Origin of the sequence: Lysobacter sp. TAB13, from assembly GCF_052113885.1 — a bacterium.
In the GTDB taxonomy this organism is placed as follows: domain Bacteria; phylum Pseudomonadota; class Gammaproteobacteria; order Xanthomonadales; family Xanthomonadaceae; genus Lysobacter; species Lysobacter gummosus.
In genome coordinates this window covers 555,465-577,323 of record NZ_JBFRDR010000001.1, presented here as the reverse complement: position 1 = coordinate 577,323, position 21,859 = coordinate 555,465, and the positions used below count along the sequence as shown (strand labels likewise).

Genomic DNA, 21,859 nt, shown 5'->3' with positions numbered 1-21,859 from the left:
GGGAAGACGCGGCTTGTGCGCCGGGCGGCCGCGGAGCGTAGCGCTTGCGGTGTCGGTTTCGCGCAGGGGCCGAATCGACAACAGGACGGAAGAGGTTCGGGGCTTATGTTCGCTGGCCGATGCGCCCGCGATGCCCGGCGTGGCCCCGGCCTTCGGGGCGGGTGTCCACAGCGCGGTCGGGTTCACCGCCGCCGGGACAGGCGAGGGGGCCGCGAAAGGGCATCGGACTTTGCCAACTCGGTGGTAACCCGGGCTTGTGCCCAACCAACGGCCCACGACACCCGCGCGCCCACTGAGCTAGGCTCCCCCCTTTCCACCGGGGACCACCCATGAAGCCTTCACGTTTGAGCCTGAGCCTGGCGCTTGCCGCCGCGTTCGCCGTTTCCTCCGCCCACGGCGCCGACAGCGCGGCCAAGGGCAAGCCGCAGTTGGGCAGCTTCGGCGTGGACCTCAGTGCGCAGGACAAGAGCGTTAAGCCGGGCGACGATTTCAATCGCTATGTCAACGGTCACTGGCTCGACACCTACCAGTTGAAGGACTACGAGACCACCTACGGCTCGTTCAACATGCTGCGCGATCAGTCCGAGGCGCAGGTGCACGCGATGATCGAGTCGCTGCAAAAGCGCAAGGATCTGGCGCGCGGCAGCGACGCGCAGAAGCTGCGCGACTACTACGCCAGCTACATGGACCGCGCCGCGCGCGACGCCGCCGGGATCGCGCCGCTGCAGCCGGTGCTGGATCGGATCGGCGCGATCAGCTCCAAGGCGGCATTGATCGAAGCCTTCGGCAACAGCGATCTGGACAACAGCGCGGCGCCGCTGCGTTTCAATGTCGAGCTGGATCGCAAAGACCCGGACCAGTATCTGGTCGGTCTGCGCGTCGCCGGCCTGGGTTTGCCGGATCGCGATTACTACCTCAACCAAGATGCGCGCTTCGCCGGCATCCGCACCGCTTATCTGGCCCATATCGAGCGCATGCTCGGCTTCGCCGGGGTCAAGGACGCGAAGGCGCGCGCGCAGGCGGTGCTGGCGCTTGAGACCGAGCTGGCCAAGCCGCAGTGGGAACGCGCGCAGTTGCGCGATCGCGACAAGACCTACAACGTCGCCACCCTGGCCGAACTGGCGAAGCAGTACCCGGGTTACGACTGGGCCGCGCAGGCCAAGGCGCAGGGGCTGCCGGTGCTGGACCGCGTCAACGTGGTCACACCGAGCGCGGTGCAGCCGGTGATCGACGTGGTCGCGCGCACGCCGCTGCCGGTGTGGCGCGATTACCTGACCTTCCACGCCGTGCGCGGCAACGCGCCGCTGCTCAGCCGCGAGATGGACGACGCCGCGTTCGCCTTCACCGGCACCGTGCTGGGCGGGCAGAAGGCGCAGCGCGACGACTGGAAGCGCGCGGTGGCCGCGGTCACCGGCACCGACGGCCTGGGCGATGCGATGGGCAAGCTTTACGTCGAGAAGAATTTCTCGCCGCAGGCCAAGGCGGCGATGCAGGCGCTGGTGGAGAATCTGCGCACCGCGCTGCGCAGCAATATCGAGAAGATCGACTGGATGGGCGATGCGACCAAGGCCGAGGCCTATCGCAAGCTGTCCACGTTCCGGCCCAAGGTCGGTTATCCGGACAAGTGGCGCGATTACTCCAGCGTGACCATCGTGCCCGGCGACTTAATGGCCAACGTGATGCAGATGCGCCGCTACGGCCGCGACGACCAGAACCGCCGCATCGGCACGCGTCCGGATCGCGATGAGTGGTTCATGACGCCGCAGACGGTCAATGCGTACTACAACTCGACCTTCAACGAGATCGTATTCCCGGCCGCGATCCTGCAGGCGCCGTTCTTCGATCTCAACGCCGACCCGGCGGTGAACTACGGCGGCATCGGCGCGGTGATCGGCCACGAGATGGGCCACGGTTTCGACGATCAGGGCAGCAAGTCCGACTACGCCGGCGTCCAGCGCAACTGGTGGACCGACGCCGACCGCGCCGGGTTCGAGCAGCGCACCAAGGCGCTGGGCGCGCAGTACAACGCGTTCTGCCCGCTGCCGGGCCAGTGCGTCAACGGCGCGCTGACGATGGGCGAGAACATCGGCGACCTGGGCGGTGTTTCGATGGCCTACACCGCGTACCAGCTGAGCCTGGGCGGCAAGCCCGCACCGGCGATCGACGGGGTGAGCGGCGATCAGCGTTTTTTCCTGTCGTGGGGCCAGGTGTGGAAGAGCAAGTATCGCGATGAAGCCTTGCTCAACCTGATCAAGACCAACCCGCATTCGCCGGGGCAGTACCGCGCTTATGGCCCGCTGCGCAACTTCGACCCGTGGTATCAGGCGTTCGACGTGAAGGCGGGCGACAAGTTGTATGTGGCGCCGGATCAGCGGGTGCGGATCTGGTGATGCGGATTCGGTAACGCCGATCCGATGACGCGGCCCGCGTGTGCGGGCCGCGTCTGACGAATGCGCCGGGATTCAAGCCGCGGCCGAAGCCTGCGGCAAGATATCCGGCCGGGCCGGGCGCGACATCTACGGGGGTTTATCGCCGCCTGCGTGGGTTCGACTGGGCGGATTCCGGCATTCAGCCAACGCCCTGCGCGCGGTATCGGACGAAAAACGGCCTGGACACGCGAGCGGCGGTGATAAAATCCCCGGTTCTTCCGTAGTGCAGCCAAGCGAGCGACGCGATGACCAGCCAAGCCTTCTACCCGATCGGTACGCCCGGCCAGCCCTGGGGGGCGGCGGAGGTCGCCGAATGGCGCTCGCGGCAGGTCCGTCATCGCAGCTACGAAGCCGAGGTGGTGAGCAAGATCGACAAGCTGCGCTCGCGTTTCGATGTGGTGGAGTACGGCCGGCTGGACTATGCGCCCGAGGGCTATCCGCTGTTCGCGATCAAGAGCCGCGACTGGCGCGACGACCTGCCTACGATGCTAGTAACCGGCGGCGTGCACGGCTACGAAACCAGCGGCGTGCACGGCGCGCTGCAATTCGTCGAGCGCCATGCCGCGGACTATGCCGGCAAGGCCAACCTGCTGGTCGCGCCCTGCATCAGCCCGTGGGCCTACGAGCGCATTCATCGCTGGAACATCGACGCGATCGATCCCAACCGCTCGTTCCGCGACAACAGCCCGGCGCAGGAATCGGCCGCGCTGATCGCGCTGGTGGCGCCGTGGCGCGAGCGCGTGCTCATGCACATCGACCTGCACGAAACCACCGACACGGACGAATCCGAGTTCCGCCCGGCGTTGGCCGCGCGCGACGGCAAGCCCAACGAGCCGGGCGAAATCCCGGACGGTTTCTATCTGGTAGGCGACAGCGAAGACCCGCAGCCGGAGTTCCAGCAGGCGGTGATCGCGGCGGTGGCGATGATCACCCACATCGCACCGGCCGACGCCAAGGGCGAGATCATCGGCGCGACGGTCGTCGCCCAGGGCGTGATCAATTATCCGGTACGTTCGCTGGGCCTGTGCGCCGGCATCACCAACGCGCGCTACCGCACCACCACCGAGGTCTATCCCGACAGCCCGCGCGCCACGCCCGAGCAATGCAACGCCGCGCAGGCGGCGGCGGTGTGCGCGGCGATCGATTTCTCCCTGGCGCAGGCCTGATCCGGGGGCTTCAAAGTTGGCCCGCGCGGCCCTGCAACGCGTCACTATCGATTGAAGGCCAGCCGGGGCTCCCGGAGGTTTGAGTTGGATATCGACGGTGGCAAGACTTGGTAGAATATCGCCGGATTCCAACATTCAGACGATGCGCTACCGGCGCAGGGACAGGTCGGAATATTAACGTCCGCCCATGCCCGGTCTGGGCTCCTCTTGCTGGGGCTGAGCCATTGGCGACGGCACTTGTTCCCGGCTCGGGACATTACCGCTGACTTGTGCCAGTTGCTCGGTGCTGGTTTGTACGGATTGTTGGATGCCTTGTTCGGTGCTTTGCGGCAAAGTGTTGCGATTAAGCGCGGGCTCGTTCATGTGTGGATAGATTTCCACGGCACGCGCGAACTTGCCGGTGTCGTTGAATTCGATGCGATCGATACGAGAAAGCCCATCGCGCTTTGCGTCCGCCGTGAGCGCTGCCGACAGATTCACGGTGTATGGACCAGCGGCGATACCCAAACGCGTTTCCTCATTGCGCAGCGCAGCGTAGGCGCTTTGATACAACTTATGGTCAGGGTGTCCGGCATCGGTGATCGGAACCGGTAGCGCGGCATCCCGAGAACGATCGCCGTTGGCCGCACGGCTTTCCCCAACGGATTGTTGTTCCGGCACCTTGCGAAGCGCCTCCAGGGTCTTGGTTCCCACCACGCCATCGTCGTCTAGGCCATGCGCTTTCTGGAACTCCTTCACAGCGTGGCGAGTACCCGGACCGAAGTCACCGTCTTCGGTCAATGGACGGTCCTTGGCGTCGTGGAATCCATGCTTGTTCAGAAGTTCCTGTACTTCCTTGATCTCCTTGCCTTTTTCTCCCTGCTTCAGCAAACCATCATCGGTCGCCGAGTGCGAGCGTTTACCGCGGTGCAGTGCCTTTAGCGAATCCTGGATATCGTTGTCGCTGCTTTCCTGCGATGGATCGTAGGATGCGCTCATGACTTTCTTGTGCGCTCGCTCCAAGGCGTCGCCCCGTTCGGGCTTGTTGAAATTGTCTTCGTAAATGCCAGCGAGTTTTCCAGCATGGCCGGCGGCGAAGTAGGGGCGCTTGGCCTTGATCGCATTCACCGAATCCATGAACTGCTCATAGTCGCCGCCGTCGGCGAGCGTCTTTTCCAGCGTCGGCAGCTTTCCGGGTAGCTGATTCGCGGTCTTTGCCAGCATGCAGACGACTTCGAAGCGCTTGTCTTCGGGAATGTTCTGCCGATGCTTCTCGACGATATCGACGGCCTGTGCCGTCGCGTTGCGGACTTGCGGCAAGTCGATGTTCTGGTGAATCCACTGCTTGCCTTCCTTGGAAGACGCCCATTGATTGATCGCGTCGCGGGTATCGGTATCGATAAAGCGCAGATTCGGGCCGTGAGTCAGCAGGTCTTTGCGCAGTTGCGCCTGATCTTCGCTAAAGGGCAGGTTGTTCGCCTTGGCGTACGCCGCCGCGGCGTCCACTACGGCGTCTACATAGGTTTTTTCACCCGGCTGCAGTTTGCGGCCCTCGATGGCGCCCAGTGGCCAAGTGCCACGTTGGCCGAAATCGACTTGGACCGTGCCCAGGGAATATCCGCTTTGCGCGATAACGTTGTCGACATCGCCCCATCCGGGATCGGTGGCTTTCGAGGCGTTGGTGACGCCGGTTATGGACAGGTGATACGAGGAATTTCCGCCCTCGGTTCCCCGGCCCATAGCGAAATAAACAGCGCCGGTTACTTGATCGGGGTCCTTGAGGTCAATGTTCTTCCCTGACATGGCTTGTCCTGTTGAATCAGTCGCGAATGAGGTCTAGGTATTTCTTTAGTTGGTCGGCGCGCTCGGACAGTCGATATAGCGTGTATTCGCCGATCTGAAGATTGCTGGCTTGATCGGAGCCATAAAGGGAACCTTGCAGTACACCTTCTTTGGCGTGATAGGCCAGCCATGCCCGTTGTGCGGCGATGAGAGTCTGTTTCTGGCTGGTGCTCAGCGCCTTGGTGAGAGCTTGATAGTTCTCGTTGAGGCGCTTGTCCTGGTATTTCTTTTCTTCGGAGATGCAGTAACCGATCTCCAGCGTCGCACCCTCATGCTTCCTGGTGCATTCGACATAAGATTGACGAATGCCGGAGTGGCCTTGCGACGCGGCAACGCCTGTTCGCGTCTGTGCCATCACGGAAGAGTGAAACGCAGCCAGAAAAATCAGAGCGAGGATCGGCTTCGGTTTCATCATGGGTTCTCTGGTTTGAGGAGCGATGACGTGCCGCGGATTCAATCACGGAGTATGAGTTCGTGCTATCGGAAAAATCTGACCCGGATTAAGTCTGCTTGGAACGTGTTCTTGTTGTGGATGGGACGCTTATGTCCGTTGCGTAATGCATGGTTTTTGTTGAGAGCGCCCACAATTTCCAGCGAGCACGACGATGCTCCAACAAATTGTCGCGCGCCGCATACGAGCGCAACGGCAGCGCTCGCGGCTCGTCCGAAGGTCGATGTTTTCGGTTGTTCGGCCTGATTCGATCGCCCGGCCGTGGGCGGTTAAGATGGCTGCTATTCCTGCTTTTGGCCGCCGCCGAACAACTTGTTGGCGTTGCCCCAGCGGATTTTCTGCTTCTCTTCCGCGGTCAGATCGAGCTTTTCCAAGGCATCGCTGGCCTGCTTGAGCGAGAGCTGCGGATAGTCCGAGCCGAGCATCACGTTGTCGATGCCGACATTGCGGATCGTCCACACGAACTCCGGCTCGACCGGCGAATCGGCCACCAGCACCGCGGTGGCCGAGATGTCGAAGTGGATGTTGTCGAAGAAGAAATCCTTCGCCGTGCGGGCCAGGAACAGGCTGTTCCAGAAGCGGAAATCCAGGCCGCCCATGTGGGCGAAGATAAATTGCGTCTTGGGCAGTCCCACCGCCAGGTTGAACAGGTTCTGGCTGTCGCCCGGGACGATGTTGAAGTTGTCGAACAACACCGCCACGCCCAGTTCGCCGGCCAGTTTGCACAGCGCGCGCACTTGCGGGTCGGTGATGTCGAAGTGCTGCGTGTGCGGGTGTAGCTTGATCGCTTTCACGCCCAGTCCGGCCAGCCGTTTCAGCTCGTCGATGGCGATCTGTCCGTCCAGCGGATGCACCGAGGCGATCGGCATCAGCTTGGGGTAGCGCTTGGATAGCGCGATCAGCTCGTCGTTCTTGCGCCGGTTCTCTTGCGTTTCGCCCTTGATCGCCATGTAGATGCCGCTGTGGCGGGTGACCGGCTGGTGATCGGCTTCCAGTTGCGCGTAGTACTCCTTAAGCGACTTCTCGCCATGCCAGACGTGGACGTGGACGTCGAATACTTCGTCCTGGGCCAGGGCGAGCGGGGACAGGCAGGACAGCATCAAACCCAGGATGGCGTGCTTGATCATGGGGCGGGCCTCGTCGGATAGGCGCAGCGGTGGGCCGATGTCGCGGGCGGCAGCGAACCTTGCGGCGCGCGGGAGCGAGTCGGGCTGCGAGCCATATCGCATGTCTTTTCGCCCAAGGCAAATCCGATGCTGCGATGCGGCGCGAACGGGCCTGCATCTTGAATGCACGACGCCCCGCCGACCGGCCTGCCTGCGCGCGCTGACCGCACCCGGCCGTCTTCACATCATCGATGCGTTCGCGTTTGAACCAGTGCGTGCGGCGCGGCATTCGATGCGCCGGAGCGGGCGGGCCGCTCGACACGGCGCTAACCGCTACGTCGGCGAATCCTCGCCGCACGCACTCGTCCTTGAACGCCACAGCCGCAGGCCTCGCTGCTCCGCGCATCCCCCGCGAGGCCGCATCCCCTCCGAACCCGATCGCATCGGCTCCCGCCAGGGAGCGCAGAAGGAGTTTCGACATGCCTATCAATTTGTACCGCGGCGACAGCCGGCCCCCCGCCGACATCCAGGCCGCGGGCGGCTTCACCGCCTGGGTTCCGCTGACTCAGCCGCTGGCCGTGGCGCTGGTCAATCGCTGCATGGGCCAGCCGCCGCCGTACGCGCCGGTGGCGCTGCCGCCGCCGGCCGACACCACGCCGCTGCAGGCGGCGCTCAACAGCAACAACCCGATCAACCTGCTGACCTTGATGGCCGAGATCAAGAAAGGCAAAAGCCACGACACCGTGCACATCTCCACCGACGTCAGTCCGGCCGCGGGCGGCTACGGCACCAGTTACGTCTATCGAATGACCATGACCTTGAACTATCAGCGCAACGGACGCGGCGCGGTGATCCCGGTCGGCAACAATTCCGCGGTGCTGGCCTCGGCGGTAAGCACCAATCTGGTCTTCGACGGCGCCACCATGCCGGCCTCGCAGCTGATCGCCCTGACCGGCGTCGGCGCGGTCGGGCTGACCGAGGTGGCGTTCCTGACTTCGATTCCCTACGCGTACATCACCGACTATCAGGCGCCGGGCGGCAACGTGTGGTTGCCCATGCCGTAACGATGCGGTTCAGCGGTGGCGCCGGGCCGTTCCCATGGGCGATGGGAGCGGCCCGATGTCGCGCAGCCGGTTCGCTAGTTCTTCCCGTCCTCGCCCGTCACCCGCACCTCGCGCACCTCATCCGCGTTCGCATCGCGCGCCACGCCGCCGGCGGGCGTGGTGACCAGGCGGATGCGCACGCGCGTGCCGCGGATCGCTTCGGCGGGCAGGGGAACGGTGTAGGTGCCGGCGTCGCGTCCGGCGCGGATCGCGTGTGGCGAGATCACGCCCAGACTGCGGCCATCGTCGCCGAGCACTTCGATTTCCTGTCCGCCCGCCAACGCGCCCAGGTGCACTTCGAGATAAACGGCTTCGCCCGCGCGCGGCGGATGCGCGAGCGTCAGCGTGCGATAGCCGCCGGCGGCCGCGCACCCGCTCTGCGCGATCAACACCGCGAGAGCGAGAACGACGGCGCGCCGCGGCATGTCCGCTCAGCCGCCGGAGGTGATCGACACCGCGTGCACCGGCACCGGGTCGGCCGGTTGCATACCCGACGGCACCAGCCGGATATTCAGGCGCGTGCCGGCGTTTTCCGCGTTCGAGCTTGAGAACGCCTGCAAGGTCTTGCGCAGCGGGACGGCGAAGGTGGCCGAATGCGACATCGCCATGTTGGGCATGGTCGGGCCGAAGAACGCGATGGTGCCGGCGTAGTACGGGCTGCTGGCATCGACATGGCTGACGCCGGCCGGTGCGTTGACCAGCACGTCGAACTCGCGCGTTACCGCCAGGCCTTCGGGCCGGTCCATGGTGACTTCGGCGATCAGCGGCGCCGCCAGCGCGTCGCTGAGGTGGCGCTTGACCAGGGCCGAAGGCAGCACGACCGAAGCGGCATCGGCTTCGATGTTGCCCTTGATCGCGCCATAGCGGTTCGCGGACGAAGTCGATTTGATCCGCGGAATGATCGGCATGTCGCTGCCGAAGCCCGGACCATAGTCGTAGTCGAACGCGCTGGTGCTGACGTAGTCGCCGGCCTTGCTCGGGCCGACGAATCCGCCTTCGCCATCGACGTAGAACAGGAACGGCTCGTTCATGAAGGTCGCCAGATCGTCGCCGGTCGGCAGGATCGGTTGCCCGGCGGCGAGCTGTTTCTTCGTCCACAGATCCCACAGCCGGTCCATGTTGGAGTGGTGCAGATAGAAGATCGGGTCCACCGGCGAGAGGAAGTTGGTCATGTTGCCGTAGGGGCCCGGATCGATCGCGCCGACGCCGCCGATGTAGTTGTGCACCTTGTTGTGCGGAAAGCCTTCCAGGATCGAGAAGTTGGTCGAGCCGTCGGGCTGCACCAGATGGGTCGCGGTCTTGGAACTGGCGAAGCTGTTGCTGATGCTGGGATCGTAGAACAAGGTCGGCATCAGCCCGGAGCTGACGATATGCGGCGAGACGTCGTAGGTGGTCTTCGCGTCGAGCTTGGGATTGGAGCGCGACAGATAGCGCGCGCCGCAGGTGATGGCGTAGCTCTGGTTGCCCGACAGGCCGGCCTTGTGCGCGACGCTGTAGCCGGTGACATCGTTCCAGACATCGTCGAAGGTGGGGTAGCCGCGCGTTTGCAGCTGCGCGCGCTGCGCGCTGCTGAGCGAGTTCCAGTACTTCAGCATCGCCGGTTTGACGAATTCGGTGAACTTGAACAGATTGCCGGTGTAGGGCGCATAGGCGCTGTCGGTCGGCGTGAGCACGCCGTCGAACATGCCGGAGGGAATCTCCGGATGCCGGGTCCAGTCCCAGAACGGCATGGCGAAGCTGGCGTCGCCGCTGAGCTTGCGGATGGTGCGTTCGAAGTAGCCCACATAACCGCGATGCCAGACGTAGAACCACCAGTTGCCGTGCGGGCAATCCAGGAAGTGGGTGAAGGCGTTGCGGAACCAGTTGTGCGGGTGTTCGGCCGGGAGCGCGAGCATGGCCTGGACGCCGCGCGCGTAGCTGGCGAGCATGCGCTGGCCTTCGACGCTGGCGACATCGTGGCGGCGATAGCGCGCGGTCGGGTCCGAGCCTTTGGGGCCGGAGCCGGGACCGGCGGCCAGCAATGAGCCGAACGGCAGCAGCGAACCGCCCACGGCGGTGGTGGCGGTGCTCAGAAATTCGCGGCGTGTGTAGCGCATCGGGCTCTCCTTTGGGTACGTGGCGATCCTCAATCCCTTGCACGGACGGCGGGGCGCATGGTCCGCGTCGCCGCCTTGAGTGCAGGGCGGCGGCTGGATTCGTTGCGCGATCGAGCCCAGGCGAGCGCGCCGGTGGTGGTGAGCGCGCGTGAGCCAGATCTTCTATCCCCGTCGATCCGGATCGAGCGTTCTATGTGTGAACGGGTCGGCAGCCCGGTTTCGGACAGCCGCGGCGAGATAGATCCGGATTTGCAATTGAGGTCACACAATGCAGCGATGCACGCGGGCGCGAACACGGCAAGCGCTTCGTCGATGCGGACGGTGTCGGCGGGCGCTTCGACGCCGAAGCCCGCGCAAGCCTTACGCGCCGCGCACCGCGGTAGGTATGATCGTGCGCAAGGACCGGGCCGAGCGCCCGAAGGAGCGTCCGGGCCGGCCCGCCGAATGCGCGCCGGGTTCGGCATCGATGGATCAGGAGAAAGACCGCATGGATTCGAAACTGCAACAACTGATGGCCCGCAGCAATCTCCACGAGCTGATCGCGCCGCCCTCGCGCGAAGTCGATCTGAATCAGCCGGTGCAGCTGGCCGAACCGGTGGGCCTGGAGGTCGCGCGCTCCACCTCCGATCCGCTGCAGATCCATTTCGCCAGCGCCGACATCGTCGGCAAGCTGCAAGAGCCCGGCGTGCGCGGCGGTATGCGGCTGGTCGCGCTGCTGTGTTTCGGCGGGCCGATGCTGATGGTCGGGCTCGGGTTCTTGTACCTGACCTGGCTGACTCCGGAGCTCGGCTTGCGGATGCCGCACACGCTGACCGACGTGCTGCGTTCGCTGTTCGGCACCTTGGCCGCGGTCGCGACCGCCGGCTTCTGGCCGTATCTCATCTATCGCCGCCGCGCCGCGTAATCGCGGCGCCCATAACCCGTTTCGTGCCGGACAGGCCGCGGCCTGCCCGGCGCCTTGTCATGCCCGGCGCGGCTCAGGTGCCGCAGATCTGCGGCGTGCCTGCATAACCGCAGCACAGCGTGCCGTTGCTGTTGACCAGATTGCGGCCGCCGAAAGGATCGGAATAGCACTGGCCGAACTTGCTCATGTCGAAGGTGGCTTTGCGCCAGTTGCCGTTGGCCATGCGGCAGCTCGCCTGCAGGGTGCAGCCGTTCATGGTCACGTCGTTGCACGACTGCCAGAACGAGTACTGGGTGGTCTTCGGCGGCAGCGCGCAGGTGGTCGCGGTGGCTTTCGGAAACGCGTCGGTCAACTTCGCCGGCGCCTTGGACGGCGGTTCGGCGGCCGCGGCGATGCCGGCAAGGATCAACGGCAGCGATGCGAGGATCAGGGACAATCGGTTCATGGCGATTTCCTTGTAGGCGTGGAAACGAGCGCAGGCGACCATCGCTTGCGCTTGCTCGTGCGGCGCCCGCGCCGCGCGACTTGCGTGGCACGCTCGCGATCGCCGGCGCCGGTCGCTTGCGGCGAGCGGCTCTTGTGGCAACGGTGTATGGCGATCGCGAAGGACACGGCAGCGGCGCCATCGCGCGTGGATTGCCAACCTCGTCACAGGCCGAAGGCCGGCCGGTGCCGCGGCTGCGCTGCGCTTCACCAAGTCGCTGGGGCCGGGGGCGGGGCGGCTCGTCCGCGCCGGCGCGTGGTCGCGACGAACCGATCGCGATTTTTTTCCGACATCGTGTCGATCCGGCCGCCGCCCGTTCGTCGTCAAGACAGGAGCGGGGTTTACGCGCCGGCGCTGTCCGGCGGCCCGCGTTCCCCTTTCATGCCACCAGGAGACCACCGATGCGCTTTCTTTCGCTGATCCGGATCAACGAGGCCACCAGCCAGCCGCCCACCGAGCGCTTGCTCGCCGACATGGGCAAGCTGATGGAGCAGATGACCCGCGAGGGCGTGCTGATCGAGACCGCCGGGCTCAAGCCCAGCGCCGAAGGCGTGCTGCTGCGCCTGCGCGGCGGCAAGGTCTCCGCCACCGACGGCCCCTTCACCGAGGCCAAGGAAGTGATCGGCGGCTACGCCATGCTGGAAGCGAAGACCAAGGAAGAAGCGATCGCGCACACGCGGCGGTTCCTGGAAGTCCACGGCGAGGAATGGGACATCGAATGCGAACTGCGGCCCTTGCAGGACTACGGCCGCTGCGGCGAAGAAGCGGCGGCGGCCAACTGAATCGCCGCTGCGGCACGGGTCAGCGATTCGTCGCCGGCCCGTTGACTCCGGCGTATCCGTTCGCGCAGCCGGTGGTGCAGGTCGTCGCCAGCATGTTGTAGACGATGCGTCCGGCGTTGGTCTTTGAGCGGAAATGGCCGACGCCGTTGCTGGTGTCGCCGCCGCCGGCGTTGTACGGGCTGCCGTCGCTCCAGTCCCAGTCGTAGGCATAGGCGCTGCTGCCGGCGCCGATGTCCACCTGCGCCTTGAGGTTGCTCGCGGCGTTGAACAGCGCGCCGTTGGCGCATCCGGCCGAGTAGCTGGTGGTGAAGCACTGCACCTGATCGTAGGCGCCGGCGGTGATGCTGTAGAAGGCGATGGTGCTGTACATCGTCGGCATCGCGCGCAGGCTGTTGCTGCCGCTGCCGGTCCAGCGGTTGTAGCCGTAGTAGGCGACCCCGCTGCTGGGATACAGGCCGAAGGTGTAGTAGTCGTAAGGGAAGACGTAGGCCTCGGCGTTGCAGGTCGGCGCGTATGCCGACTGATAACCGGTGCTCAGACAGGTCTGTAACCCGCGCAGGCCGCCGCCGATGTTGACGAAGCGGCGCACGCTGGCCTGGTAGCCGTAGTACTTCACCATCGCCAGGCTCATCGACGAGCCCAGCGAGTGCGAGACGATGTCCACCTGGCTGCGGCCGGTGTAGGTTTTGACCTTGTCGATGAAGGTCTTGAGGATCTGGTACTTGGCCGGCTGGTGATAGTTGTATTGCGGCGAGCCGCGTTCGTCCGCGTCCAGGTAAGTGATGCCGAACAGTTCGCAATCGTTGTAGCCGCGCGACTTGAGTTCGTCGTAGACCGAGTACGCCGGCGTGGTGTAGCCGCTGACCGCCCCGGGCGGCATGTCGAAACTGATCGCGATGTCGCCGTTGCCGGCGACGAACACCACCGGCGTGCGCGTGGCGATGCAATCGCCGCCGCCGAATCCGCCGCTGCCCACGCCGGGATTGAAGCCGCCGGCATACTGGCTGGCGGCGCCCTGGCAGGTGTAGCCGTTGTTGGCGCCGCAATCCAGCGCCTGCGCGGTGGACGGCGCCAGCAGCGCGCCGCCGCCGGCCAGCGGCAACAGCGCGGCCAGCAGCGCGGCCGATGCGCGGCCGGCGCTGGCTTGCGGATTCGAAAGCGCGAGTGAAACCAACTTCAGCGTGTTGCGGAACATGAGTGCCTCCCCTGAGTGCCCGTTCGACGACAACGAAAGCCGGATCGGGCCGATGCTGGACCGGCCTGTCGCGCTTGGGTATTGCACCTATGGGCGATGGGGAAACGGTCGGCCGCCGTCACCCATCGCGATGTCCGCAGCGGTTTTCGCGCCCGCCTTATCCTCCCGCGTTCTTCAACGAAGCGCAGCCGCACGCTGAAGTGGCGGTGGCCGGAAGCAGGTCGAGCAGGGCGCGATGGATTTCCGCCTTGCATTCGAAGGCGACGTCCGACGGCGGCGCCTGGCCATCGGCGTAACACACCACGATCGAATCCTGCGTCGTGCATTCGGCCAGGTCCGGCATGCCGGTGTCGTATTGATGGAAGGATTGGTAACCGCCCGAGCGCTGGCCCAGGACTTCCGTCTCGCAGGTGAACGGCGGCGGAAACGCCGCGATCGGCGCGCTGCAACTCTCGCTCAGGCCCAGCACCACGGTCGCGGTGACCACGGTTCTCTGATTGACGATGGCGACATTGCAGGTGGCGGCCGCGCCGGCCGGAACCATCGCCCCGGCCAGCAGCAAGGCGATCGGCAACGCACGCAGGCGCGTGGAAAACAGCGAGGTGTTGACCCGTTTCATCGCAACTCTCCTTGGGGGCGCTCTTGCGAGCGGAGGAAGCGTGGTTGGTGGGCGGACGGCGAGCGCGGACGGGTCGCGCATGGAACGGGGAAGCGCCGCCGGATAAGCCCAGCCTATGCCCGGCCATACGCGCAAACACGTATCCAGTTATCGGTTTGAACATCGGTTGGATCGGCGCGGGTTAGCGTGGCCATACGTCGCGCCGATCGATGCGATGGATTCGATGAAGGCCGATTCCGGCGCGTTCATATCGGCGCCGTCGGCGCAAGGACGCCGGCCGCGCACCCGGGTGCGCGACCGGCGTCTAAGGTCGGATGGTTTCGACCCGATCGCTTGCTCAGGAATCGATCGCGCTGGCGCCGAACAACACGCCGTTGGCGCCGCCCGGCAGCGTGCACAGCACCGTGGTGTAGCCCCAATAGCTGACCGTCGGCAGCGAGGTGTAGTTGCTGTAGGTCGCGTCGCTGCGGGTGAAGCTGGTCGAGCTCAGGTAGGTGCCGTTGTAGTCATAGGCCGAGACGGTGCAGGTGGTGGATGCGCCGGCGTAGTTGCTGCCGTCCACGTAGTAGGCCTGGCCGGGACCTGTGACCGGATGACGCGCGATCGGGCAGATGACCGAGCGCGGACTGGCGTTGAGGTTGCGCACGCCGCTGGTGAGATAATCGATGTCCAACGCCTCCGACGCGTTGTAGTTCTTGCAGGCGGTGCCACTGATGTTGATGTTCTGCGCGGTGGCCGCCTGCGCGCTTGCCGGAACGGCGCTGCCCAGCGCGCCCACAACCAGGCTGAGGCCGAGAATCATTGCATTGGCTTTCATGTGTAACTCCGTGAGTTGAGTAGACGTTTCCCTGTCCTTCATCGCCGGCGTCGGTTCAGGGGGGCCGGCGCCGGGTTGAAGCTCGGTGCTGCGCGGCGATCGCGCTCAGCCGCGCGGGCCGCGCGCGGCGGCCGGGTCGGGCGCCATCAGATACAGCACGGTTTCGGTCTGGCCGCGGGCGTTGACCACGCTTTGCCCGACCATGCGCGGCAGCAGATCGCTTACCTGCTGCGACCACAGCGGAAGATTCTTGTTGACGCTGCCGCTGCCGTCGTCGCTGACCTGCACGCGGCAGGTAGTCGCGCGGCATTCCACGTTGCGCATCGCGCCGCGCATGGTGTCGTCATGGTTGATCGCGTCCCACAGCCGCGAGGTGGCGGCGGGCGCCCAGCGCGGATCGACCCGTTCCTGGCCGAATGCGGATTGCAGGCCGGCGACATAGGCGGCGTGGCGCCGGCTGTCTTCCTCGATCGCGCGCTTTTGATCGACCGGCGATGCATCGCCGTTCAAGCGCTGCGCGGCGCTCTGCGTGCGCAGCTTGTCGATCTGCGCCTGCAAGGCGGCGATCTGATCGGCCGTGCCGGGCGATTGCGCGGGATCGGCCGCCTGGGTTTGCGCGGGAGCCGCGGGGCCCGATTGCGATACGGCCTGACGGCTATCGGAATCGAGGTAAAGGAAAATCGCGAGGCCGCCCAATCCGAGCAGCGCGCCACCGATCCATGTGGGCGGAATAGTTTTCATGGATGACGATGTACCAGATCGTCGCCGCGAAGGCATGTCGCTTAAACAACGACACCGCCGACGCTGCGCAGCGCTTCGCTCCAGATCTTGGCGATCAGCTTGCGCCGCGAGTTCAGCCCGGTCTTGTGATAGATGCGCTGCCACAGCGTGCGCACGGTGGAGATCGAACATTCCAGCGATGCGGCGATCTGCTTGTCTTCGGCGCCGCGCGCGGCCGCGATGAGCACCGATTGTTCCATCGGGCTCAGCAGGCGGTAGGTAGTGCGGGCGACCTCGCGTAGCAGGTCGTCCCGGACCGTGTCGGGGTAGTGCGCAGAAGCCGATGACATCCGATGTCGGAAAACGCTGCGTGGGAGATGAAGCGAACGCAAGTTTCCGCGCAGGCAGGCCAATTCAAGGGGTTTCGCGTTTAGACGCGGTTAAAAAGCATGAAGGAGACGGCGCGCCGTCTCCTTCATGTTTTGCCGGGAGCCTTGCGGTGCAACGCATGCGGCGGCGTTTGAATGGCTTGCGCCCGATGAATCCACCGGCGTGGCCGGCCGTTCGATTTCGTTACGTTGCGCGTGCGAATCCGTCGACGCGCCGAGCCTGAACTTTGCCGATATTGGCGTTGGAATCGCGAGGGCTTCAGCGGCCGCGCCGCGGTTCAGGGTTTCGGCTGCGGTTTATCCACGGCCAGCGGCCGTACGTACTGCACCAGGCTGAGCAGCACCTTGCCCGGCTCTTCCCACTGGATCATGTGCGAGGAATGCTCGAACCACACGCCGTGCTTGTACGGCGCCTTGACCTGCTTGAGCCAGGCCTCGGTCGGCTGCGACGGCGTGGTGTAGTCGTGGCGGCCCATGAACATCACCACCGGGATCGGAAATTCGCGCACCCGGCTCATGTCCACGGCGAGGAACTCCGGCAGGATGCGGCCCAGCGAGAACACATTGCCTTCGTCCACCGCGGCGCGATCGCAATCCTCATACTCCGGCGACAGCGACGGCGCGCGATAGAAGTAGGTGGAATCGTCGCGATACGCGCTCAGGCCGCCGTAGTACTGCGCCCACTTGCGGGCGATGATGATGCGCTCGCGGGTGATCGGCTGGTCGCCGGGGTAGGGCGCGATGGTCTGCATTTCCTTGACCGCCTCGGTGTTGCCGTGCGCCTTGGCCTGCTCCATGCCGTAGTCGAAGCTGATGCGCTCGTTCTCGCGCACGTTGATGGCCTGGCCGATGCCGACATAGGCGTAGAACAGGTCAGGACGCTTCAGCGCGGCCTTCATGCCGACGATGGTGCCCCAGCTGTGGCCGGCCAGCACGACCTTGCGCTTGCCGTAGCGCTTGCGCACGTACTCGGCGATTTCGATGGCGTCATCGACGTAGCGGTCGATGTGGATGGTGTCGGCGTAGCTGTTCGGGTCCTGCCGGGTGTAGGTCCTGCCGGCGCCGCGCTGGTCCCAGTTGACGACGGTGAAGTATTCCTCGATCGGGCGCTGGAACTGCCACATAGTGGGGATCAGCGGCGATGCGGGGCCGCCGTGCGCCATCAACAGGATCGGATTGGCCTTGTCCTGGCCGCGCACGTTGATCCACTGGTCGATGCCGCCGATGCGCGCGGCATAGGCTTCCTGCACGCCGTCGGGCGCGAGGATGCGGCCCAGGTCGTTGACGATGGCGCGCGCGTCGGCGTACTTCGAGGTGTCCTTGCATTCGGCGGCGATGGCGGTGGAGCTGACGGACAGCAGCAGGGCGAGCAGGAGGTGAGCGGTCTTCATGGATTGGATCCCGAGCGAAAGGCCAGTTGCCGATGGCGGCGATGATACGGTCCGCCGGGCGGGCCCGGCATCGCGGATCATGTGGCAACTGATGCGTCGCAGGCGACGGCGGTTGCACCGGATGCGGGCCTGGATCGGAATTTTTTTCTGTGCTGTCGGAGCGGCGCCGCGCGCTCAGCGCACGCGAGTGAACTGCATGACCCAGTTGGTCGCCCAGGTTTTGCCCGCGTCGGCCGAGTAGGCCTGCTCCCAGTGCGCGGAGCGCGGCGTGATCCGCGACCAGGTGTAGCGGGTGCGGATCGGTTTGCCGTTGAGGGTGTCGTCGGAGTAAAACCGGCCGACGCCGTCTTCGAAGCGGCCGCGCACCGGCGGGTCCAGCGGCCCGGTCGGGCTGCGGCCGTCGAGCCACCAGATCGACCATTGCCTGCTGGCGCGATCGTAGGAACGCAGGCCGACGGCGCGGTAGCGCCCGCTGGGGGCGTCGAAGGCGTTGTCTTCAACGTTGCCGGCGCCGCCCATGACCTTGCGCGTGTTGCAGGTGCCTTCGAACTCCACCCAATGGTCGCTGCCGGGCTTGAGCACGCGGTGATGGACGCGCCATTCGCCGACCTGGAAGTCGAAATCGTGCAGGGCGGGGTCGTCGGTATCGGCGGGTTGCGCGCGCGGCGGGTCTTGCGAGGCCTGCGCGGTGGCAGCGAAGGCGAGCGCGAGCACGGCTCCGGCGGCGATGCGGCGGCGGATGCGGTTCATGCGGTGCTCCTATGGGCGCTGCGGCGACAGGGCGGGCGGTGAGGCTTGGAGGCTTTCCGTGTAACCGGTATTTATACGATCACAGGTTAAAATAACTGTCAACCTGTAAACATGTTTTTGCCGGTTTGGCCGACGCCCGGCCGGTTCCGCCGCCGAAAACGGGAAAGGCGGCCAATGGCCGCCTTTCCGTACACATACCCGGGAAGCAGATGCTTACGGCAACTTGGTGCCCTGGTCGGCGATGCCGAGCCATTTGAATCCGTCGTGGGTGTAGGTGACGCCGGTCAGGGCTTTCTGCCGATAGCCGATACGCGGAATCTCGTAGACGGTTTCGTACAGGATGTAAGCCGAGCGGCAGCCGTCGACGACGCGATAGCGCTCGGTCCAGCTCCACTTGGCTTCGCGGTTGGTGAAGTGGCTAGCCAGCGCGGTCATGATCGCGTCGATGCCGATGCGCGTGCCGCCGCTGTCGAACACGGTGATGGCGCGTTCGTCGTGGATGGCGCGGAAGGTCGCCGCGTCGTAGTCGCGGAAGGATTCCATATCGGTCTTCTGCGCGATTTCGAACTGGCGCGCGCAGATGCGATGCAGGATGTTCTGGCCCTGGTTCTGGCCCTGGTTCAGGCCTTGCGCCGATGCGTCGGCGACAGCTTCGCTGGCGACGGCGCCGCCGCTGGCGCATACGGCGAGGATCGAGCACACCAGCGGAAGCAGCGCACGCGCGCTGCGGGAATGTTTGGTAGTCATGGCCGTTCCTTGTTCACTGCGGAGGGTGTGCGCACGGTAGCCAAGGGCCATGCGCGGTGTTGTCCCCGAATCGCGGGGCCGGATGCTCGCCGGCGACAATTGGACTTATGCGCTGCGCAGGGCGCGCGTAAGCGCAAGCGCAGGCAAACGCGGGCGCGCGTTCGGCGGCCCGACGCGTAACCGGCGCGGCGAACGCGCGCCGGATCCGCGCCGCCGCGCGTGTTGCACGCGGCCGATCCGCCGCCGCCCGATTACGCAAAACCCGATGCTCACCGCTCAGCCGAGCGCCCGCCGAACCCGACTTTTATCGCGACCCGCATCACAACTCAGTCGCGGGATGACAGCCTCCACTATTGAGCCATGACGGCCCATGGCATTACCTGCGCAGCCCAGGCACGCGCCGGGACCGGAGCGGGGAGCGCTTCGGATCGCGCCCACCGGCGGCCGTCATGGCCGCCGCGGCGAGGATCGCTTCGCGTGCGCGGCTACACCTTTCATATCGCCACCATCCACGGGGATTTCGCAGTGGCCATCGACCGACGTAAACCGTTGTCCGTATTCCATCGCAGGCTGCGCGGGCTGTGCCTGCCGGCCGTTTTCTTGAGTTGCACCCTGATGCCGCTGGCCGTGTCGGCGCAGGCGCGGATCGGCGGCGAAGGCCAGGCCCACACCGGCCTGCTGTGGCCGGCCGAAGCGCCCGCCAATTACTGCAGCGCCGGCGTCATGCCGACGGGCCCTGCGACCTTGCCCGAAGGGGCGATCCTAGTACCGGCCGGCGACAACAGCCATTTCGATTTCAACCGCAGCGGCGTGACGTTCTGGTTCGAAACCGGCGAGCACACCTTCGGCGAGGACATCTACGGCCAGATCATCGCCCGCGCGGGCAACACCTATCTGGGCGCGCCGGGCGCGATCCTGGACGGCAAGAACAAGAATCTGTACGCCTTCACCAACGCGGTCGATAACGTTGTCATCCGCTATCTGACCATCCGCAATTTCGGCCGCGACCGCGACAACTTCGATCAGGGCGTGGTCAATCACGATGCCGGCGACCACTGGACCATCGAATACAACAACATCGTCAACAACGACGGCGCCGGCGTGTTTCTCGGCAGCGACAACCATGTGCGCTACAACTGCCTGAAGGACAACGGCCAGTACGGCTTCAGCATGTACAAGAAGCCGCTGCCCAGCGTCGAGCCGACCCCGGACAATCCGGTGCCGGGCCGCTCGGCCATCGTCGGCATCGAGCTGAGCTACAACGAGATCGCCGGCAACAACACCGACGACTGGGAAACCTCGACCAAGTGCGGCTGCACCGGCGGCGGCAAGTTCTGGGACGTGCGCGGGGCGAAGGTGGTCGGCAACTACGTCCACAACAACCGCGGCACCGGCTTGTGGGCCGACACGAACAACATCGACTTCCTGTTCGAGAACAATTACATCAAGGACAACGACGGCGTCGGCATCTGGTATGAGATCAGCTACAACGCCACCATCCGCAGCAACACCTTCATCAACAACGCCTGGGTGTCGGGCGGCTCCGACCGCGGCTCGCCGGCGCCGGCGATCTACCTGTCCGAGTCCGGCGGCGACTCGCGCCTGCAGTCGCAGATCAGCGGCTCCACCTCGCTGCGCATCTACGACAACTACTTCGAGAATAATTTCTCCGGCGTGTCGATCTACGAGAATGCCAACCGCTTCTGCAATTCCAACGGCAATACCAGCTCGGTGTACTGCACCCCGTTCGTGCATCCGGCGTTGATCGCCCGGCCCGATCCGGACCATCCGACCAAATACCCCGATCCGGTCAGCAACCTGCATCCGTGCTACACCCAGATCGGCACCGACCCGGTCCTGCAGCGCGATTGCCGCTGGCATGCGAAGAACATCGAAGTGACCAACAACGAGTTCTACTTCGATCCGGCCGTGGTGCCGTGCAACAGCTCCAGCTACTGCGGCGCGCAGGCGCTGTACGCGACCGGCGAAAACAACATGACCTGGTCGCCGTACACCGTGCAGCAGGTTCAGAGCGATGTGATGTTCAACAACAACAATCGCTTCGCGAACAATCACTACTACGGCCCGTGGCGCTTCGCCAAGCGCTACGGCGAGGCGATCAGCTTCAGCGCCTGGCAGGCCGCGCCGTATCATCAGGACGCCGGCAGCACCACCGACGGCTCGCCGTTCAATTTGCTCGATCCGCCGACCGCCACGCTGGAGTCATCGGCCGGCCTGTGGAACGCGTGGTACGGCAGCAGCATCGCCCGCGCCGATCAGGGCCACACCGGTACCCACAGCCTGCAGGTAGTCAGCAGYGGCTATTGGGGCGTGCAGGTCGCCAATCATCCCGGTTATCTCGCCGACAACGGCGCCAAGCGGGTGAGCCTGTGGGTCAAGCATGCGGCCGGCACTGCGTCGCTGCCGGGCAACTCGCGCCTGCGTCTGCGCTGGCTCAAGGAAGACGGTACGCCGGCCACCGGCGATGAGGACACCTCCTTCAGCGACGTGATGTTCGGCGCGGTCGGCGACGATTGGTCGCAGGTGACCGGCACCGTGCAGCCGCCGCCGCTGACCGCGAGCGTGTGGATCATGCTGCTGGGATCGTCCGACTCCGGCCATGAGGACGCGACCTTCTACGTGGACGATGTCGTGGTCGAAGACGCGCCGCAGTAAGCGCCGCGAAGGCGCCGCCCGCGCAGTCAGCTTGCGCGGGCGAGGGCGGATCGCCCGCGCCGGCAGGATCGATCTCGAAGACGGAGCAGCGGTTCGCGCGCTGCTCCTTTTTTTGTCCTGAAGCCCGTGCGTTTGACGTACTAACGAATGCCGCGTGCGAACCGGACCGGCCGCAACCGGCCGTGTCCCGCCGCAATCAGGCAACGCGCGTCA

At 65.2% G+C, this 21,859-nt stretch carries 20 protein-coding genes; 6 read left to right on the top strand and 14 right to left on the bottom strand.

Annotation, left to right across the window (positions count from 1 at the left end; translation table 11 throughout):
* The first annotated feature begins 329 nt into the window (after positions 1-329).
* Both AB4Y92_RS02160 and AB4Y92_RS02155 read left to right on the top strand, forming a co-directional pair.
* A complete protein-coding gene (locus AB4Y92_RS02160) occupies positions 330-2,390 on the top strand; it encodes a M13 family metallopeptidase (protein ID WP_441818148.1) in 2,061 nt (686 codons plus the stop codon).
* 284 nt (positions 2,391-2,674) lie between these two features.
* Complete coding sequence (locus tag AB4Y92_RS02155; protein ID WP_441818147.1) at positions 2,675-3,595, top strand: M14 family metallopeptidase; 921 nt, start codon at positions 2,675-2,677, stop codon at positions 3,593-3,595.
* 174 nt (positions 3,596-3,769) lie between these two features.
* Here AB4Y92_RS02155 and AB4Y92_RS02150 read toward each other — a convergent pair whose 3' ends face one another.
* From AB4Y92_RS02150 to AB4Y92_RS02140, 3 genes are all read right to left on the bottom strand, one after another.
* Positions 3,770-5,377, bottom strand: coding sequence for a peptidoglycan-binding protein (locus tag AB4Y92_RS02150; RefSeq protein ID WP_441818146.1), 1,608 nt, complete (start codon positions 5,375-5,377; stop codon positions 3,770-3,772).
* Positions 5,378-5,393: 16 nt separating this feature from the next.
* Entirely contained in the window at positions 5,394-5,831 is a 438-nt protein-coding gene (locus AB4Y92_RS02145) for a lysozyme inhibitor LprI family protein (RefSeq protein WP_441818145.1), read from the bottom strand.
* Positions 5,832-6,148: 317 nt separating this feature from the next.
* The gene (locus tag AB4Y92_RS02140) at positions 6,149-6,994 is read right to left on the bottom strand and encodes an amidohydrolase family protein (RefSeq protein WP_441818144.1); all 846 of its coding nucleotides are present in this window, start codon (positions 6,992-6,994) and stop codon (positions 6,149-6,151) included.
* Between the two features lie 458 nt (positions 6,995-7,452).
* Between AB4Y92_RS02140 and AB4Y92_RS02135 the strand changes: the two genes are divergently transcribed.
* Positions 7,453-8,037: a hypothetical protein gene (locus AB4Y92_RS02135; protein ID WP_441818143.1), complete on the top strand. Its 585-nt coding sequence runs from the start codon at positions 7,453-7,455 to the stop codon at positions 8,035-8,037.
* Between the two features lie 74 nt (positions 8,038-8,111).
* Here the strand turns inward: AB4Y92_RS02135 and AB4Y92_RS02130 are convergent, their stop codons facing one another.
* Positions 8,112-8,501, bottom strand: a complete 390-nt coding sequence (locus AB4Y92_RS02130) for a hypothetical protein (protein ID WP_441818142.1) — start codon at positions 8,499-8,501, stop codon at positions 8,112-8,114.
* Between the two features lie 6 nt (positions 8,502-8,507).
* Complete coding sequence (locus AB4Y92_RS02125; RefSeq protein WP_441818141.1) at positions 8,508-10,172, bottom strand: tyrosinase family protein; 1,665 nt, start codon at positions 10,170-10,172, stop codon at positions 8,508-8,510.
* 487 nt (positions 10,173-10,659) lie between these two features.
* On the opposite strand from AB4Y92_RS02125, the gene AB4Y92_RS02120 reads away from it, so the two are divergent.
* Complete coding sequence (locus AB4Y92_RS02120) at positions 10,660-11,076, top strand: hypothetical protein (protein WP_441818140.1); 417 nt, start codon at positions 10,660-10,662, stop codon at positions 11,074-11,076.
* Between the two features lie 73 nt (positions 11,077-11,149).
* On the opposite strand, the gene AB4Y92_RS02115 is transcribed toward AB4Y92_RS02120, so the two are convergent.
* Positions 11,150-11,521 carry a hypothetical protein gene (locus AB4Y92_RS02115; protein WP_441818139.1) on the bottom strand — a complete coding sequence of 124 codons (372 nt, stop codon included), beginning with the start codon at positions 11,519-11,521 and terminating at the stop codon, positions 11,150-11,152.
* Between the two features lie 440 nt (positions 11,522-11,961).
* On the opposite strand from AB4Y92_RS02115, the gene AB4Y92_RS02110 reads away from it, so the two are divergent.
* Positions 11,962-12,342 carry a YciI family protein gene (locus AB4Y92_RS02110; protein ID WP_441818138.1) on the top strand — a complete coding sequence of 127 codons (381 nt, stop codon included), beginning with the start codon at positions 11,962-11,964 and terminating at the stop codon, positions 12,340-12,342.
* Positions 12,343-12,361: 19 nt separating this feature from the next.
* On the opposite strand, the gene phaZ7 is transcribed toward AB4Y92_RS02110, so the two are convergent.
* The 8 genes from phaZ7 to AB4Y92_RS02070 form a co-directional block, all read right to left on the bottom strand.
* On the bottom strand, positions 12,362-13,537 hold the full coding sequence (gene phaZ7, locus AB4Y92_RS02105; RefSeq protein ID WP_441818137.1) for an extracellular native short-chain-length polyhydroxyalkanoate depolymerase PhaZ7: 1,176 nt from the start codon (positions 13,535-13,537) through the stop codon (positions 12,362-12,364).
* A 157-nt stretch (positions 13,538-13,694) separates the two neighbouring features.
* Complete coding sequence (locus AB4Y92_RS02100; RefSeq protein WP_441818136.1) at positions 13,695-14,156, bottom strand: hypothetical protein; 462 nt, start codon at positions 14,154-14,156, stop codon at positions 13,695-13,697.
* A gap of 337 nt (positions 14,157-14,493) precedes the next feature.
* Positions 14,494-14,973: a hypothetical protein gene (locus AB4Y92_RS02095; RefSeq protein ID WP_441818135.1), complete on the bottom strand. Its 480-nt coding sequence runs from the start codon at positions 14,971-14,973 to the stop codon at positions 14,494-14,496.
* A gap of 105 nt (positions 14,974-15,078) precedes the next feature.
* Positions 15,079-15,714, bottom strand: a complete 636-nt coding sequence (locus tag AB4Y92_RS02090; RefSeq protein WP_441818134.1) for a hypothetical protein — start codon at positions 15,712-15,714, stop codon at positions 15,079-15,081.
* 41 nt (positions 15,715-15,755) lie between these two features.
* Complete coding sequence (locus AB4Y92_RS02085) at positions 15,756-16,043, bottom strand: response regulator transcription factor (protein WP_441818133.1); 288 nt, start codon at positions 16,041-16,043, stop codon at positions 15,756-15,758.
* 317 nt (positions 16,044-16,360) lie between these two features.
* Positions 16,361-17,473 carry an alpha/beta fold hydrolase gene (locus tag AB4Y92_RS02080; protein WP_441818132.1) on the bottom strand — a complete coding sequence of 371 codons (1,113 nt, stop codon included), beginning with the start codon at positions 17,471-17,473 and terminating at the stop codon, positions 16,361-16,363.
* Positions 17,474-17,647: 174 nt separating this feature from the next.
* On the bottom strand, positions 17,648-18,223 hold the full coding sequence (locus AB4Y92_RS02075; protein WP_441818131.1) for a hypothetical protein: 576 nt from the start codon (positions 18,221-18,223) through the stop codon (positions 17,648-17,650).
* A 213-nt stretch (positions 18,224-18,436) separates the two neighbouring features.
* Positions 18,437-18,970, bottom strand: coding sequence for a hypothetical protein (locus AB4Y92_RS02070; RefSeq protein WP_441818130.1), 534 nt, complete (start codon positions 18,968-18,970; stop codon positions 18,437-18,439).
* Positions 18,971-19,447: 477 nt separating this feature from the next.
* Here AB4Y92_RS02070 and AB4Y92_RS02065 point away from each other — a divergent pair, with 477 nt between their 5' ends.
* Entirely contained in the window at positions 19,448-21,646 is a 2,199-nt protein-coding gene (locus AB4Y92_RS02065; RefSeq protein ID WP_441818129.1) for a right-handed parallel beta-helix repeat-containing protein, read from the top strand.
* Positions 21,647-21,859: the final 213 nt, after the last annotated feature.

Bases quoted from the DNA above. Each gene is read 5' to 3' on its own strand.
- AB4Y92_RS02090 (WP_441818134.1), bottom strand. From the start codon at position 15,714: ATGAAAACTATTCCGCCCACATGGATCGGTGGCGCGCTGCTCGGATTG.
- AB4Y92_RS02145 (WP_441818145.1), bottom strand. From the start codon at position 5,831: ATGATGAAACCGAAGCCGATCCTCGCTCTGATTTTTCTGGCTGCGTTT.
- AB4Y92_RS02100 (WP_441818136.1), bottom strand. From the start codon at position 14,156: ATGAAACGGGTCAACACCTCGCTGTTTTCCACGCGCCTGCGTGCGTTG.
- AB4Y92_RS02155 (WP_441818147.1), top strand. From the start codon at position 2,675: ATGACCAGCCAAGCCTTCTACCCGATCGGTACGCCCGGCCAGCCCTGG.
- AB4Y92_RS02095 (WP_441818135.1), bottom strand. From the start codon at position 14,973: ATGAAAGCCAATGCAATGATTCTCGGCCTCAGCCTGGTTGTGGGCGCG.
- AB4Y92_RS02160 (WP_441818148.1), top strand. From the start codon at position 330: ATGAAGCCTTCACGTTTGAGCCTGAGCCTGGCGCTTGCCGCCGCGTTC.
- AB4Y92_RS02080 (WP_441818132.1), bottom strand. From the start codon at position 17,473: ATGAAGACCGCTCACCTCCTGCTCGCCCTGCTGCTGTCCGTCAGCTCC.
- AB4Y92_RS02120 (WP_441818140.1), top strand. From the start codon at position 10,660: ATGGATTCGAAACTGCAACAACTGATGGCCCGCAGCAATCTCCACGAG.
- AB4Y92_RS02110 (WP_441818138.1), top strand. From the start codon at position 11,962: ATGCGCTTTCTTTCGCTGATCCGGATCAACGAGGCCACCAGCCAGCCG.
- AB4Y92_RS02150 (WP_441818146.1), bottom strand. From the start codon at position 5,377: ATGTCAGGGAAGAACATTGACCTCAAGGACCCCGATCAAGTAACCGGC.
- AB4Y92_RS02130 (WP_441818142.1), bottom strand. From the start codon at position 8,501: ATGCCGCGGCGCGCCGTCGTTCTCGCTCTCGCGGTGTTGATCGCGCAG.
- AB4Y92_RS02085 (WP_441818133.1), bottom strand. From the start codon at position 16,043: ATGTCATCGGCTTCTGCGCACTACCCCGACACGGTCCGGGACGACCTG.
- AB4Y92_RS02070 (WP_441818130.1), bottom strand. From the start codon at position 18,970: ATGACTACCAAACATTCCCGCAGCGCGCGTGCGCTGCTTCCGCTGGTG.
- AB4Y92_RS02125 (WP_441818141.1), bottom strand. From the start codon at position 10,172: ATGCGCTACACACGCCGCGAATTTCTGAGCACCGCCACCACCGCCGTG.
- AB4Y92_RS02140 (WP_441818144.1), bottom strand. From the start codon at position 6,994: ATGATCAAGCACGCCATCCTGGGTTTGATGCTGTCCTGCCTGTCCCCG.
- AB4Y92_RS02075 (WP_441818131.1), bottom strand. From the start codon at position 18,223: ATGAACCGCATCCGCCGCCGCATCGCCGCCGGAGCCGTGCTCGCGCTC.
- phaZ7 (WP_441818137.1), bottom strand. From the start codon at position 13,537: ATGTTCCGCAACACGCTGAAGTTGGTTTCACTCGCGCTTTCGAATCCG.
- AB4Y92_RS02115 (WP_441818139.1), bottom strand. From the start codon at position 11,521: ATGAACCGATTGTCCCTGATCCTCGCATCGCTGCCGTTGATCCTTGCC.
- AB4Y92_RS02135 (WP_441818143.1), top strand. From the start codon at position 7,453: ATGCCTATCAATTTGTACCGCGGCGACAGCCGGCCCCCCGCCGACATC.